This is a genomic window from Treponema sp. HNW (genome assembly GCF_050320395.1).
Classification (GTDB): Bacteria; Spirochaetota; Spirochaetia; order Treponematales; family Treponemataceae; genus Treponema_C.
In genome coordinates, this window is record NZ_CP144459.1 from 1,275,971 (window position 1) to 1,291,451 (window position 15,481).

At 44.7% G+C, this 15,481-nt stretch carries 13 protein-coding genes; 7 read left to right on the forward strand and 6 right to left on the reverse strand.

Going from position 1 to position 15,481, the window contains the following annotated elements; genetic code table 11:
• The first annotated feature begins 2 nt into the window (after window positions 1-2).
• Window positions 3-800 carry a sulfite exporter TauE/SafE family protein gene (locus V1L52_RS05980; RefSeq protein ID WP_428771600.1) on the forward strand — a complete coding sequence of 266 codons (798 nt, stop codon included), beginning with the start codon at window positions 3-5 and terminating at the stop codon, window positions 798-800.
• 99 nt (window positions 801-899) lie between these two features.
• On the opposite strand, the gene brnQ is transcribed toward V1L52_RS05980, so the two are convergent.
• From brnQ to V1L52_RS05995, 3 genes are all read right to left on the reverse strand, one after another.
• Complete coding sequence (brnQ, locus tag V1L52_RS05985) at window positions 900-2,222, reverse strand: branched-chain amino acid transport system II carrier protein (protein ID WP_428771602.1); 1,323 nt, start codon at window positions 2,220-2,222, stop codon at window positions 900-902.
• Between the two features lie 31 nt (window positions 2,223-2,253).
• The gene (locus V1L52_RS05990) at window positions 2,254-2,949 is read right to left on the reverse strand and encodes a late competence development ComFB family protein (protein WP_428771604.1); all 696 of its coding nucleotides are present in this window, start codon (window positions 2,947-2,949) and stop codon (window positions 2,254-2,256) included.
• Window positions 2,950-3,047: 98 nt separating this feature from the next.
• Window positions 3,048-5,108: an aconitate hydratase gene (locus tag V1L52_RS05995; protein WP_428771606.1), complete on the reverse strand. Its 2,061-nt coding sequence runs from the start codon at window positions 5,106-5,108 to the stop codon at window positions 3,048-3,050.
• Window positions 5,109-5,185: 77 nt separating this feature from the next.
• Between V1L52_RS05995 and V1L52_RS06000 the strand changes: the two genes are divergently transcribed.
• The 3 genes from V1L52_RS06000 to V1L52_RS06010 are packed head-to-tail and all read left to right on the forward strand — an operon-like array spanning window position 5,186 to window position 7,511.
• Complete coding sequence (locus tag V1L52_RS06000; protein ID WP_428771608.1) at window positions 5,186-5,860, forward strand: hypothetical protein; 675 nt, start codon at window positions 5,186-5,188, stop codon at window positions 5,858-5,860.
• Entirely contained in the window at window positions 5,857-7,011 is a 1,155-nt protein-coding gene (locus V1L52_RS06005; RefSeq protein WP_428771610.1) for a hypothetical protein, read from the forward strand. The genes V1L52_RS06000 and V1L52_RS06005 overlap by 4 nt, the downstream gene beginning before the upstream one ends.
• 26 nt (window positions 7,012-7,037) lie before the next feature.
• Entirely contained in the window at window positions 7,038-7,511 is a 474-nt protein-coding gene (locus tag V1L52_RS06010; protein ID WP_428771612.1) for a hypothetical protein, read from the forward strand.
• Window positions 7,512-7,537: 26 nt separating this feature from the next.
• Here V1L52_RS06010 and V1L52_RS06015 read toward each other — a convergent pair whose 3' ends face one another.
• From V1L52_RS06015 to serS, 3 genes are read right to left on the reverse strand one after another with little or no spacing between them, the layout of a single operon-like run.
• Complete coding sequence (locus tag V1L52_RS06015; RefSeq protein ID WP_428771614.1) at window positions 7,538-9,067, reverse strand: xylulokinase; 1,530 nt, start codon at window positions 9,065-9,067, stop codon at window positions 7,538-7,540.
• A gap of 16 nt (window positions 9,068-9,083) precedes the next feature.
• Window positions 9,084-10,232, reverse strand: coding sequence for an AI-2E family transporter (locus V1L52_RS06020; protein WP_428771616.1), 1,149 nt, complete (start codon window positions 10,230-10,232; stop codon window positions 9,084-9,086).
• Entirely contained in the window at window positions 10,216-11,505 is a 1,290-nt protein-coding gene (serS, locus tag V1L52_RS06025; RefSeq protein WP_428771618.1) for a serine--tRNA ligase, read from the reverse strand. The genes V1L52_RS06020 and serS overlap by 17 nt, the downstream gene beginning before the upstream one ends.
• 202 nt (window positions 11,506-11,707) lie before the next feature.
• On the opposite strand from serS, the gene V1L52_RS06030 reads away from it, so the two are divergent.
• From V1L52_RS06030 to V1L52_RS06040, 3 genes are all read left to right on the forward strand, one after another.
• Entirely contained in the window at window positions 11,708-12,664 is a 957-nt protein-coding gene (locus tag V1L52_RS06030; RefSeq protein ID WP_428771620.1) for an ABC transporter permease, read from the forward strand.
• 73 nt (window positions 12,665-12,737) lie between these two features.
• Window positions 12,738-14,450, forward strand: coding sequence for an extracellular solute-binding protein (locus V1L52_RS06035; RefSeq protein ID WP_428771622.1), 1,713 nt, complete (start codon window positions 12,738-12,740; stop codon window positions 14,448-14,450).
• Window positions 14,451-14,528: 78 nt separating this feature from the next.
• Window positions 14,529-15,467, forward strand: a complete 939-nt coding sequence (locus tag V1L52_RS06040) for a carbohydrate ABC transporter permease (protein WP_428771624.1) — start codon at window positions 14,529-14,531, stop codon at window positions 15,465-15,467.
• The last annotated feature ends 14 nt before the right edge of the window (window positions 15,468-15,481 follow it).

Genomic DNA, 15,481 nt, shown 5'->3' on the forward strand with positions numbered 1-15,481 from the left:
TTATGAATATAGTTATATATGCGTTGTTGGCATTGGGCGCTACAACCATCGGCTCTTTAAGCGGTATGGGCGGCGGCGTTATTATGAAGCCCGCTATGGACTTTTTGGGCCATTATTCTTCGGCTTCAATCGGTCTTCTAAGCAGTCTTACCGTATTTTTTATGTCTTCGGTTTCTCTTGCCAAGGATTACCGCGCACAGCGGGCCTCGGGCCGCGTTCCGGTATCGATTTCCCGTCTGCTTATCTTGAGTGCCGGCTCGGTTGCAGGCGGTATAGCGGGACAATTTGCCTATGAATGGGTGCGTAAAGCCGTCAATAACAACGATGCGGTTATCTTTATTCAAAATATCTGCCTTTTGATTCTCATGGTTGCCGTTTTTATCTACATGCTTTTTGCCGACAAAATCAAAAAACACGGCTTTTCTTCCGCACCGGCCTATATACTTTCCGGCTTTGTCCTCGGTTTTATTTCCTCGTTTTTGGGTATAGGCGGCGGGCCTATCAATGTGGCCCTTTTTATTTATGTCTTTTCGTTTGAAATAAAAACGGCGGCCTTTGCAAGCCTTACGACGATTTTTTTTGCGCAAATAGCGAAATTGGCTTCCGTTCTTTTAACTACCGGTTTTGCGCCCTATGATTTGAGTATGGCGCCTTATATGATTGCCTGCGGTGTTGCAGGCGGTTTTTTGGGCACGCATTTAAAACTGCATGCAAGCACACGGGCGGTTAATATTCTTTTTAATATAACGGAAGCCGGTATTATAGCCCTTTGCGTTGCAAATATCGTGAGATCTTTATAGTCGAAACTCTTATAAAAAAAGCCGCCTAAGAGCCTTTGCTTTTAGACGGCTAATTTTTTTGTCGAGGCTTTAAGCCGCTGTTAAGCGTCTAAGCAGCTGTCAAGCGCTTTTTTTGCGGCCGATATTGTCTATAATACCGCTTACAACAAAAACCGCGATTGCGGGAAGAAGCCAGCCGAGTCCGTTTTGATACAGCGGAAGCTTTTCGGCAAGACCGGTAAGGACGGGAAGCTTGAGACCGGCCTGATCGAGGGCATTGACAAGGCTTATAAGCGCCGTTGAATAAATAACGCAGCGGTATATAAAAGCCCCCGTTCCCGCAAATTTTTCGCACAGCGCCAATACAATCAGCATAATCGATACCGGATAAATTGCGGTTAAAACGGGAATATTGTATTTAAGGATTCCGTCAAGACCTATGTTTGCAAAGACGAGGCTTACCACAGTCCAGATAATAACCCAGCTTCGGTATTTTATGCGCGGAATAAGCGTTTCAAAATAGTGACTGATTGAAATCAATAAGCCGACACAGGTTGTAAGGCAGGCAAGGGTAAAAATCAGGGCCAGAATAACCGCGCCGAATTTGCCGAAAAACATACGGGATACATGGACGAGAATCTGTGCCCCGTTTGTTGTATCGGGAAAAAGGATTGCGCTTTTTGCACCGATATCGGCGAGCATAAGGTAAATCAAAAAGAGGATAGCCCCGGCCAATAAGCTGATTTGTATATTTATACCCAAAATCTTTTTATCGTCCCGGACTCCGTGTGCTTCAATTGCCAAGGTTATTACCAAACCGAAATTGAGGGCGGCAAGGGTGTCCATCGTTAAATATCCGTCTATAAAGCCTTTTATCATCGGCTGCACGGCGTAATCTTCCATCGGAGAAGCATAGGCGCCCATATCGTTAAAAAGAGAGCCGATAAAAAGGGCTAAAAGCATTATAAGCAGGGCGGGGGTGAGGATATTGCCCATAATATTTTGCATACTCTTATCGTCTGCAATACTGATAATGCCCGATGCGGCAAAAAATACGAGCGTGTACATAAAAAGGGCCAGGGGGCCCGAAAATCCCTGCGGCAGATAAGGGGCTATTGCCATTTCAAAGGGAACGCTCCCGGCACGGGGAATGGCAAGAAAGGGTCCTATCGACATGTAAATTACAACGGTAAAAAAAACGGCGAATTTTTTCCCGACACGCTCTCCGAGAACCGGAAGACCGCGTGTTTTTGCAACCGCCATCATTCCCAAAACGGGAAGAAAAACGGCAGTTATTCCGAAAAAGAGCATGGCAATGAGCATATTCGTACCGGCAAGCTTTCCGACCATGGGCGGAAAAATCAAATTGCCTGCACCGAAAAACATTGAAAATAAAATAAGAGCGATAACGAGGGTATCCCGTTTTGAGAATCGTGTATTCATGGATTTTGTACTTCCTTGGGGTTATTGTATGTCAGTCATTGTCGGCTTCAAATAAATACAAATTTTCTATTTTGACCGAATCGACGGTACTCGGCTCATAAACGGCATATTGAGCGCTGGTAACCGGAACGTCGAACGTATATATGTTTTTTTCAAAGCCTTCGGCTGTGATTTCAATCTTAAAATGAAAGCATTTTGTTTCATCGGGACTTTGAGCGGGTTCCGGCTTTACCCAAAAGGTATATTTGCCCTTTGTATGATGGGTTAAGGTTGTGGGATTTTGCCATGTGTAATCGATCATTTCACACGGAATCCCGTCTTTGCTCAGTGTAATGACGGCATTGCTTACGGGTTCAAATGTCAAACCGTTACATACTTTTCCGATAAAAAACGGAAAATTGAATACCGGTCCGGCATTTTTTATCTTATCCTTCGATTCGCCTGCATGAAAGGGGCGTGCATTTTTTAATATCTTTTTGACACCTTCCATGATAAGGGCATCTATGTCTATCGTTGTTTGTGAATCGTTTTGCGACAGTACGTGTGTTAAGCCCCTTCCGGATACAATGTATTTGGGCGGAAGTCTGTTTAACACATAGGCGGCGGTATCAAGCCGGCATTGCTCACAGTCGCAGGTAAACCACGCCGGTTTTACTTCTTTGAGGTTTTCGAATGTTTTATTCACGCATAAAATAACCTGATCTTCAAGAATGTTGTGGATGTTCATATGCTCCGCCTTTTAGGATTATCTACAGTACATAGTATATCAATTCTCCATTATTTGCAATATGCATTTTTCGAATTCGGGCGGATAAGTTCGTTCTCTTATTGACCGCCGTTTCGCGTATATACGCTTAAACCTCCTGCAGTCAGAATTCTGCGGGTTCGCTCATCAAAATCGTTAAGCGCCTCAAAGCTAAACAGTTCGCGTCCTTCGCCGTCCGTACACAGTATTGTAAAGGGCTTACCCGTCTGCAGGGAAATATCTATGTCTTTTAAGTGCAGCACATTGTTTTCGCCGATTTTATCGTAATCTTCCGGGTTTTTAAAAATAAGGGGAAGAATACCGCAGTTTATAAGGTTTGCACGGTGTATGCGGGCAAAAGAACGCGCCAATACAAGGCGTACTCCCAAATACATGGGGGCAAGGGCCGCGTGTTCACGTGAAGAGCCCTGACCGTAGTTTTCGCCTCCGACTACGGCCGAACCGTCTTTACCGTCTTCGCAAGCGGCCATCGCATGTGCATAAAATCCCGGATCGACGCGTTCCAGGGTATATTTTGCGATTTCGGGTATATTTGAACGCAGGGGAAGCATTTTAGCTCCGGCCGGTAAAATTTCATCGGTGGATATATTGTCTCCGGCTTTGAGGATAACCGGAATACACAGATTTTTTGCACTTGCGCGAGCTTGGGGGCATTCTTTGATATTGGGGCCGCGTATTATTTCAACCTCTGCGGCTTTTTCCGCATCAAGCGGCGGAATAAACATGTTTTCGTTCAAAGCGGTTTGCCTGACGGTGTCGGCGCTCAGTTTGTAAGCTGCATTATCGGTACCGTTTTCGGGCACGGTTCCGTACAGGAGAGAGCCTTCGCCGACAGAAATATCCGATTTTTCCGGTTCGGTGATGACTCCCGTCAAGGCTGCGGCCGCGGCCGTTTCCGGAGATACCAAATATACGCCCGCATCCGCAGTACCGCTTCTTCCGGGAAAGTTGCGGTTAAAGGTTCGTAAACTTACGGCACCCGAAGAGGGGGCAAAGCCTTGTCCTATACAGGGGCCGCATGCGCTTTCCAAAATACGGAAGCCCGCATCGATTAAATCTTCCAAAATACCCGCCTTTGATGCCATCAAAAGGGTATTGCGGCTTCCCGGTGCGATGCCCGCTTCAACACCTTCTGCAATGCGTTTGCCGCGTACGATTGAAGCAACCGCAGCCAAATCGTCGAGAGAAGAGTTTGTACATGAGCCGATAACGACCTGCTGTACGGGCATGCCGGCTAAAGATGAAACGGGTTTTACCGCATCGGGGGAATGAGGACAGGCTGCCAGCGACGAAAGGTTTGAAAGGTTTATTTCCAGTATTTTATCGTAAGCCGCTCCTTCATCGGCACTCAGGGGCTTCCACATCGCGGAACGGCCCATCGCTTCCAAATAGCGCTTGGTCGATTCATCCGAGGGAAAAAGGCTTGAGGTTGCTCCGAGTTCCGCTCCCATATTCGTAATCGTAGCACGCTGAGGTACGGTCAAGCAGGACAGTCCGCCTCCGAAGTATTCGTAGACTGCACCGACTCCACCCTTAACGGTTTCGCGGCTTAAAACTTCCAAAATAATATCCTTTGCGCTCACTCCGGCTTTGAGTTTTCCGCTAAGGTGTACGCCTATGATTTTCGGCATGGCAAGATGAAAGGCGCCGCCTGCCATTGCGACTGCGACATCCAAGCCTCCGGCACCTATGGCAAGCATACCCAAGCCTCCCGCCGTCGGAGTATGAGAATCGGAGCCCAAAAGAGTTTTGCCGGGGACACCGAACTTTTCCAAATGCACTTGATGACAAATGCCGTTTCCGGCCCGCGAAAACCAAAGTCCGTATTTTGCCGCAACGCTTTGTAAATAACGGTGATCATCCATGTTCTTAAAATCGGTTTGCAGGGTATTATGGTCGATATACGAAACGGACAATTCCGTTTTGATACGCGGGACGCCGATAGCTTCAAATTGTAAATATGCCATTGTGCCGGTTGCGTCCTGTGTTAAGGTTTGATCGATTTTTATTGCAATATGCGTTCCGGCCTTTATCGGGACTCCCGTTTTAAATTCCGTTTCCGCACAGGCTTCATGTACCAAGTGCGCCTGTATGATTTTTTCCGCCAAGGTGAGTGCCATAATTTTCTCCGCAGTTAAAATTGTTGTCCTTCGGCCGAATTGTAGCATAAAAAAACAAAAACCGCTATACTTTACAAATGGTATGCCGAAAAAAAATCATGCGCGTTTTTTTTGTGTTTGCCGCCTGCATGTTATATATACCCGTGTTTTTCTCCTGCAAGCCTCAAGCCGAAGTGCCCTATGACGTATACAATACCCGGACGCTTCGTACTTCCGCATTACAGGCCGCTGAAAATATCGATTGGGTTTTTGACAAAGAGACGGACCGCAAAAATGCCGAAAGCGGCTTGCGCTTTGTCCGTTTGACGGCGGGAAATGCCGACAATACCGCGGCTTTGTTTCTTGCGGATATTTCGGTCAGCGATCCTATTTATCCTGAAGCCGAAGGTTTTACCTCTTTGGATACCCGTATGATTCCTAAAGAAGCGTACGGACTGTGTCAAAATCTGATAGAAGGTTGTGTAAAAAAAGAGTTAAATATTGCCTTTTTTGCATCGGAATGCAGGTTCCTAAAACCGCTGTATGAATACGAATTAAAGCTTTTGCCCGATGTCCAAGACGGAATTGTCGGAAAGGCCCGTATTGATGAAAAGGGCATCATTGAAGTTCCGCTTCGCTTGAGGACCTCAGCCGATAGCCGTACCGGCTTTTTATACCTTTCGGTTTTTCTTGTGCGCGAAAATAATGCCGATGCTTCATCCGAGGCTGCGTTCAAAGTGGAACAAATCGTCTTTGAGGAATCAAAAAAATGAACGCGGAATTGACGGGAATTGCCCGTGATGTAATTGCGGAATTTTTATGTGCCGAAAAACCTCCTCTGACATTGCGTTCATCCCTGATACAAAATAAGGGAGAGATGATTTTTCATCTTTCAGCAAACCGCTACCTTGCTTTTTCGGGACGTTTTTTGCTTTTGCCCCTTACACCGGTATTGCAAAAACTGGCTGAACTTCCGGTTGTCTATGTTGTTTTTTTTTATAAGGGAAGAGGCGTATATTTTTCAGGCCCCTTACAACCCGTAAAAAACGGTTTTGCCTTTGTTTTGCCTCAAAAAGTATTTAAAACCCCGGATTCCGCTGAAGGTGTCGGTTCGGTCAGTGCAAAAATATATGTACCGGGCATATCCGGCGTACGGGCCGAATGTAATCTTAAAAAGGGTTATGATATTTTTGACAACCGCCTCTGGCTCGGCTTTTCAAAAGAAGAAGCTGTTTTGTCTGCTCCCTTTTTGCGGACTGCGGCTTCTTTAAAATCCGTTCCTCTTTCTCCTCTTTGCCGGCAAATAGTCGATAAAACAAAACGAATCTTATATATTCCCGGAAAAAAGATTCCCGGCCGCAATTTTTTCCCCTATCCGGTTTCCGTTACCGCCGACGACTTAAGCGACACGGAATTTGCGGAAACCGAGCGTGAACTTGAAGATGCCGAATACGACGTATATATTCCTCTTGCCTTATCGGAAACGGAGTCTGTACATACGATTCTCGCTTTTAAATCACATCGGCCTATGACCGCTCCTTCCGATGTGGAAGAAAGACTTTTTTTGCTTCCCGTATGCCGATTTTTAGGCGAAATACAAAAAAATACGGGTGCAGTGAGGGGCAGGGCAGAACCGCTTTCGGTTTTATGTCTTACACATTCTTTGATTATCTTAGGCGGGGCGGTTATTCAAGACTCCGGCGGTTTTTCTCCGCCTTTTCCTCTGATTAAAGGAAATGAATATATGATACATATACGAATTGCACAAGCGCGCATCTTCCGTATTTTAAAAATCAAAATGGCTGTTTCAAAAATATATAAAAATACCGCAGGTTCCGTCTGTGCGGTGTGTATGTTTTCAAATATAAAAGAGGAAGACTGCCGTTTTTTGTATGAAAAATTCTATAAAACCCTCTATAAATAAGCAGTACTATTTGTTATACTCATATTATGAAAAGAACATCCGATGCGCAGGCGCGCGAAGAATTTTTTAATGAAATGGGTGAACGCTTCCATGATAAGGTTATATCGGTTGAAATGGTGTGCCTTGAAGCGGAAGATGAAGTATTTGCCCTGTTAAAACTCAAGCCGGTACAAAAACAGTCGGGCTTATGGGGCTTGCTTATAATCGGCGAAAATGATTTATATTTTTATGCGCATCCCAGCGAGTCCCCCTTACTCGGCTTGTTCCGGGCCGCTTCAAACGGCAAGCCGCCTGTCGAACAAATGTGTTCTTTTGCCGTGTTCAAAAGCCGCCGCATATATCGGGTTGAAAAGCGAGGTTTGTTCGGAAAAAGATATGACAAATATCTTCTTGCGGTTGATGCGGTTCTTCAAGACGACACCGAGCTCGTGTTTTTTATCCGCACGCAAAACAGCGCTCAAGACGTAACGGAAAAGCTGGCACATTTGACGGGAAATTGATTGATTGATCCGTATCCGCTTCAATACTAAAGGGCGTTTGCGGAAGATATTTTTGCATATACGGGCGCAAGGGCTTCATATGCCTGTATAAAGAGTTTATACTGTGTACGATAGTGTTTTTGCAGCTCGGTGTGAGGCTGTACGATATGTTCGATAGGATTGATTTTTTTTACAGCGGAAAAATCATCAAAGAGTTTTGAACCGATTCCCGCACATAATACTGCGCCTATGGATGTAGCTTGGAGCAAATATTTGGGGAGCTTAATTTCTTTTTCCCATATCGACGCGATTATATCGATCCATGTTCGGTTCCGTGCGCCTCCTCCGATAAGAATCATCGACAGCGGCCCCAGATTTTTTTCCAATGAATCCAAGATGATTTTCAGATTAAAGGCGACACCTTCCATACAGGCTTGTATCATTTTGGCACGGCCTGCTTCCGGATGTAAGCCGATAAAGGCTCCTCTGGCATCGGGATTCCACCAGGGGCTGCGTTCACCCATAAGATAGGGTAGATAAATGAGATTTGTACGTATACCGCTTTTTAATAATTCATCTATTTGTTTATTTATTTCAGTAAAACGGGCTGTTTTATTTGCTTCAAAATCCGGAAAAAGATTGTTCATAAGCCATTCCAAAGAATGCCCCGCGCTTTGCATGGTTCCCAGGGGCATATAGTGTATGCCGTCAAGATGCATAAGAGAAAAACAAACTTTTTCAGGGTCATGGATGATTGTTTTACTTAAGGTTCCGTTCCATGATGAGGTGCCCAGTACATTGTATGCCATGCCCGGTTCATATACTCCCGCTCCTGCGGTTGCACAGCTGCCGTCTCCGCCTCCGGTAATAACGGGAATTCCCGATATTAAGCCGCACTCGCGTGCAGCTTCTGTACTTAAACGGCCTGCCTCATCGACGGATTTTTTTATTTCGGGCATTAAACTTTCCGAAAGGTTCAAATCTTTTAAAAGAGAGCTTTCATATTGCTTAGTACGCATGTTCAATATGCCGACATGGGATGCATCGGAATAATCCGTTATAAAACTTCCCGTCATTTTATGAATAATAAAGTCTTTTGCCTGAAGGAATTTATATGTTTTTTTAAAAACTTCGCTTTCATGCTCTTTGAGCCACAGCATTTTTGCAATTGCGTATGTACAGTTTATGCGGTGGCCGGTGATGTCGTAAAAAGCATTTTCATCAGCTGCGGCATACAGCTTCGGCAGTTCGGATTCTCCGCGCTGGTCTGCCCAAATAATGGCATTTCGCAAAGCCTTCCCGTCCTTATCTACGGGCAAACAGGTATTCATAATTGCTGAAAAAGAAATGGCAGCTATTTGCTCCGCTTTTACCTTTGTTTGTTCGAGAAGTTTTTTCGTTGCCGTGCATACGGCCTTCCACCATTGTTCGGGATTGTGTTCGGCAAAACCGTTTTCGGGATACAATGTGGGATAGGATTCAGTACAATCTCCCGTAACGCACAGTGTTTGCGTGTCGAAAAGCACGGCCTTTGTTCCGCTGGTACCTATGTCGTGGGCAAGTATGTATTTCTTCATACCCATATGTTCCTGTTTAGGGTTCATCTTGACAGGGCGGCGGTCCATTGTCCTCCGCAGCCGGCAGCGGCTCTGCAGTCGACTGTTCTGCAGGCCGTATTTCCGTATTTTCACCGGTTGAATTTCCCATCAAAATCGATACGGGATGTAAAATCGATACGTTTTCGCAGATGATTTTAAGAATAACCATCATCGGAACGCCGACAAGTAAGCCCGTAAAGCCCCACAGCCAGCCCCAAAACGATAGAGAAACTATAATCACAAAGGGGGATAAGCCCAAATTGCGGCCCTGAATTCTGGGTTCAAGAAAATTGCCGAGGATAAAGTTGACGCTGAGCATAAGAACTGCGACAAAGACAACCGGTGCAGGACGGGGCCAAAACTGTACGAGGGCGAATACCGAAGTGAGTACGCCCGAAATAATCGAACCGAAGTTCGGAATAAAATTCAAAATAAAAGCGAGAAAGCCCCATAAAACGGGAAAGTCCATGCCTACGGCAAGGGTACCGGCCAAAACGATGAGACCGGTTAAAAGCGAAATAAAAAATTTTACCGACATATAGCGGGTAACCTGCTGAATGATATCGGTAATCATAACCGTAATTTTCCCCTTGTTTTCTCCTTCAAAAGCAAACTCAAGACGTCTGCGTAAATATCGCAAATCGAGCAAAAAAAAGATGGCAAAGAGGGTAACAAGGGTTAAATCCTTTAAAAAGGTTATAAGCGAGTTTGAAAGCGAAAAGGCGTAATTTTGCAATGCTTGACGTATACCGAGCTGACTCCACAGATTTTGGAAAAGACTGTCGTCAGCATTGTAAGGCAAAACAAAGATGTCCGCGATGTTTTTGTAAATAAGCATAAAGCGGTTTTCATATTTCGGGTATAAATCGACGATTGTGCGGATGCTTGTCAGTAAAAGAGATGCGATAAAGGATACGCTCATAATTACAATCGATAATACAATAAAGATACACACAACCCAGGGAATCCTGAATTTTTTATTCAACATAATAATAAGCGGTTCGAACACGAGGGAAATAAGCATTGCAATCGTAACCGGAATCAGGATGCTTGCGGCAACTTTTAAAACGGCTGCCGCAATGATAATCGTCAAAAAGAGGAGCAGCAAAAATGAAGGCCGGGCAAAATTAATAAACTTTTTCATTTTTAGGCCTGATGACGTCGAACCCGCAGATGGGGCGCAATACTTCGGGTACCGTAACCGAACCGTCTTCATTTTGAAAGTTTTCCAAAATCGCAACGAGGGCGCGTGAAACCGCAACTGCGGTTCCGTTCAGCATGTGGACGTACTTATTTTTTCCGTCATCGTCTTTATAGCGGACGTTTAAGCGTCTTGATTGATAATCGGTACAGTTTGACGTGGACGTTACTTCTCCCCATTCACCGCCGTTGCGCCCGGGCATCCACGCTTCAATGTCCCATTTGCGGTATGCGGGGGCTCCCAAATCTCCGGTACAGGTATCGACGACGCGGAATGGAATGCCCAGGCCTTCAAATATTTCTTCTTCAATGAGGCGCAGTTTTTCGTGTATTGCATCCGACTGCTCGGGAAGGCAATATACAAACATTTCAACCTTGGTAAACTGATGTACGCGGTACAAGCCCTTTGAGAATTGCCCTGCGGCACCCGCTTCCCGGCGGAAGCAGTGTGAAAGACCGCAGTACATAAGGGGAAGCTTGTCTTTGGGAAGAATTTCGTCGCAATGGTAGCCGCCCAAGGTGATTTCGGCCGTCGCTATCAGGCAGGAATTTTCACCTTCAAGGGTATATACGTTCGATTCGTTACCGCGCGGATTAAAGCCGATGCCCGAAAGAATCTCTTCGCGGGCGACGTCCGGGGTTATAAAGGGGGTAAAGCCGTGTTTGCGCAGGGTGTTTAATGCATAGAGGACAAGGGCCTGTTCCAAAAAAACGGCTTCGTTTTTAAGATAATAAAACTTGCTTCCCGAAACCTTTGTCGCCTTGTCAAAATCGATTAAATCGAGGTCTTGGCCGATTTGAATATGGTCTTTGGGCGTAAAAGCAAATTCGGTCGGCTTTCCCCATACCTTAACCTGAAGATTATCCGAATCGACATTGCCGACGGGAGCATCGGGGTGGGCCATGTTCGGAATTTTTGATCCTTCGGTTTCAAGCTCTTCTTCGGTTTGATTTAATTCGGCTTGAGAAGAAGCTATCGAATCCTTTATGCTTTTACCTTCTTCGATAAGGCGCTTTCGCTCTTCATCGCTTAATTTTTGCTTCATGGCGTTTGCGTTTGCATTGCGCTTTTCCTGCAAACCGTGGATAAGGGTTACCAGCTTGGTACGTTTTTCAAACAAGGAAACAACGGCATCGGCATTTGCACGCATATTGCGCTGTGCAATATTTTTTTTCACCGCTTCAAGGTGCTCTTTTATAAAACGATAGTCAATCATAATAGAGGTATTTTAATGTTCTGCAGGATTTTATGCAAGGGTTGCATAAGGAAGCGGTTCCAAAGTATCCGTTACTTTTTATACAGAATCTGTCCCGTATTTTTTTATTTTTGCCGTTTTTGTGTCTGAATCGTATAAAAATCCACTCTTTTTGCGGTGTTTTGTCCATTGCGACTATGCGATTATGCTTTATACTTTAAATATGAAAAACCGTTCGGTGTGTAAGCCGTTTCGTACGGGCAGTCTACGCAAAAATGAGCTTGTTACAAAGATTCACAAACACCGCGTACTGTATTTGATGTTTATCCCCTGCGTTGTGTACTTTATTCTGTTTTCGTATGTACCTATGGCCGGTATTGTATTGGCTTTTAAAAAGTATTCGGCTGCGAAGGGAATTTTCCGCAGTCCGTGGATAGGCTTTACGTATTTTCGTACCTTTTTCACGAGTTACGATGCCGTCCGCTTGCTGAAAAATACTCTTACCGTCGGGTTTATGAAAACGATTTTGGAATTTCCCTTTGCCATTATATTGGCGTTGCTGCTTAACGAATTGAAAAACGGTGTATTTAAGAAAGTTACTCAAACCGTTACCTACCTTCCTCACTTTTTATCTTCGGTTATCATCATTACGATGGTGCAGCGTATCCTCGCGCCGAACAACGGGGTTATAAATCAAATTATAGCCTTTTTCGGCGGCGACGGTTCGACCTTTTTTTTGATGGAAGCGAAATATTTTTTGCCGATTTTATTTATTCTTGATTTATGGAAAAATATCGGCTGGGATTCGATTATATATCTGGCCGCAATAAGCGGGGTTGATCCGAATTTATACGAGGCTGCCGAAATAGAAGGCTGCGGTAAAATTAAAAAAATGCTGCACATAACCCTGCCGGGAATCCGCGGCACAATCGGCGTGTTGTTTATTTTAGGCATCGGAGGGCTTTTTTCATCGGGTTTTGACCAAATATACCTTTTACGTACCCCCGGTAATATGGCCTTGGCCGACACCCTGGACACCTTTGTTGTCCGAGTCGGATTGGCAAACGGTCAGTTCGGTTATGCGACGGCAATAGGTTTATTACAGGGAATTGTCGGTTTAATTCTCGTACTGGGCAGTAATAAAATATGTAAAAAATTAACCGATGTCGGAATATTTTAAAATTCCGGTAAAACATATCCTGTCCTGTTTTGCTCCGATTGAGGGGTAAAAAAATAAAAAAGGAGGATGTTCTATGAACATGAAAAACGTAAAAAAAATACTTGCGGTTTTAGCGGCCGCATGTATGCTCTTACCCGCTGTTTTTGCGAAGGGCGGTACGGAAAAAGGAGCGGATTCCTCGGGGAAACCGTCAACATGGATTGCGAAGCGTACGATTCAAGTACAAGCCTATGTTGACGATATAGGCTATCAGCTTCCCAAAGACCAGTTAAACACGCCGGTTATGAAAGAACTTGAACGCCGCACCGGTATGAAAATCGAGTTTTTGTATACTCCGGGCGAAGAAGACCGTTACGTTATGGCGGCTCAAATTGCGGCGGGAAATTTACCCGACATGATTTGCAGTTATTTAAATGATTCCACACGGCCCGAATTCCGTGTTTTGTATCCTGCGGCTGTAGACGGCATTTTTACCGACCTTACGCCGTATATAAAAAATACAAAGGTATATTCGAAATATTCCGATAAGAACTTTTTGCCGCCCGATACCTATAACAATATTACATGGCGCAAAGAATTCGGCGGTAAAGCTTATTTTATGCATTTGAATATAGAAGCCGTGGACGAGTCGACGGTATGGAAACCCGAAGAAGAATATTTGGGCGGGATGTATATACAAAAATCCATAGCCGAAGATTTGGGAGTTGATGTACGCAAAATCGATACAAGCGAAAAACTGTATCAGCTGCTCAAGCAGATAAAAGCAAAAAACTATAAGGATAAAAACGGTAACACCGTTATACCTTTGGGGCCGAAATACTGGGGCGGCTCGGCGGATGCTCTCGAATACATCCTTAGAGATTTACAGTGGGGTGCCAACGGCGATGTGTATAACAGGACAAAGGACGGCAAGATACTTCATGAGGCCGAAACCGATTCGGTGTACAAACAAATCGAATTTGTCAGAAAACTGTTAAAAGAAGGCTTAATGCACAAAGAATTCTTTACAATGGACGAAACCCGTGTAGGCGAATTGTGTGCAAACAACAGTGTTGCGGTTATTGCCGATATTCACAATTATAAGCCGATTATTTACGAATCCGATACGTGGATTCCTTTGGCACGCATGGTTGATTATAAAGGAAGCGGAGCAAAAATTACCGGCGGTAAGCGCGGATACGGTCAATGGGCAATTCCCGCAACGGCAAAGCGCCCGGAAGAAATCGTAAAGCTTATGGATTATCTTTCTTCAAAAGAAGGTCAGCTGTTGATGCTCTACGGTGTTGAAGGCGTCAGCTACGACATGGTAAACGGAAAGCCGGTTTTAAAAGATGAAGTTAAAAAGGCTATGGCCGACGGCGATACCGACACCCTTATAAACAAATACGGTGCTTCGTTTGACGGTTCGGGACACTACGGCTTGGAATTCCTGCTTACGAACAATCAAAATAAAGCTTATTTCGGCGAATCACGGCCCGGAGCCGAAACTTCCGCAACCTATGCCAGAGCGGTTGAACTTGCCCGCGATTACCCGCTGACATATAAAAAGCTCAACGGTTTAAAACCGAGCGCATTTTTGCCCGAATTGGAAAAGGTAAATGCGGCTATGTCTTTATTGGACTATAAAGATATGATTATTCAAGCCTGCTATGCTTCTTCCGACAGCGAGGTAAAAAAGATTGTTGAAGGATTCAGAGCTCAGCTTAAAGCTGCCGGAATCGATGAATTCCGTGCTTTAATTGAAGCAAAATACAAAGAAAATCCGGATACGATTTTATTCTACTGATGATAATCGGGCTGTTCAAAAACTGAAATTTTTGGACAGCCCGGTTTCCCGAATTTTATTAAAAACAAAGGAATAGACATGAATATGCATGCGCCGAAATACAAACCCCAATCATATAAAAAAATGAAAGTCCGGCGGCAGCGCTCGGACCGTATTATGCAAGGTATAATCGTGGTTATTCTTTTGCTTTTATGCGCTTCCATTATACTTCCCTGTTTGAATATTCTCGCCCTCGCTTTTAACGACGGTGCGGATGCGGCAAAGGGCGGTGTGTATTTTTTCCCGCGGATGTTTACGCTTCAAAATTTTAAAGAAGTTTTTAAAGACGGAAAAATTATCGGTGCGTACCGCATAACGATTGCGCGCACAATTATCGGTACGGTATTGAGTGTATGGCTGATTACTATGTCCGCTTTTGTTCTAAAAATAAAAACGCTTCCGGGCAGAACCTTTTTTACGATGGCCATTGCCCTTACCATGCTTTTTTCCGGCGGTTTGATTCCGACTTATATTCAATATAAAAACCTCGGTCTTTTGAACAGTTTTTGGGTATATATTTTTCCCGGAGTTATAGGCGCCTATTATCTTTTTATGGTGCGCACTTTTTTCGATACCATTCCCGACAGCTTGGAAGAATCGGCAAAAATAGACGGCTGCGGTTATTTCGGTATTTATACGAAAATTATTTTACCGCTGAGTAAACCCGTTATTGCCGTTATAGGCTTATATACGGCGGTTAATCATTGGAATGACTGGTTTGCCGGAGCCTTCTACATGAACAGCAGTAAGCTGTGGCCGGTACAAACGGTTTTACAGCAAATGCTCAGAAAAGCGATGGCCGCATCGGAAGAAGGAGCGACTATTTCTCAACTGATTGCGGCGCAGGCACGGGCGGCAACATCGGATTCGTTAAAAATGGCGGCAGTCATTATTACGATGGCCCCGATTTTATGTGTGTATCCCTTTATACAAAAATATTTTGCAAAAGGTGTTATGATAGGAGCGGTAAAGGGCTGAGCGGGCGGCTTTTG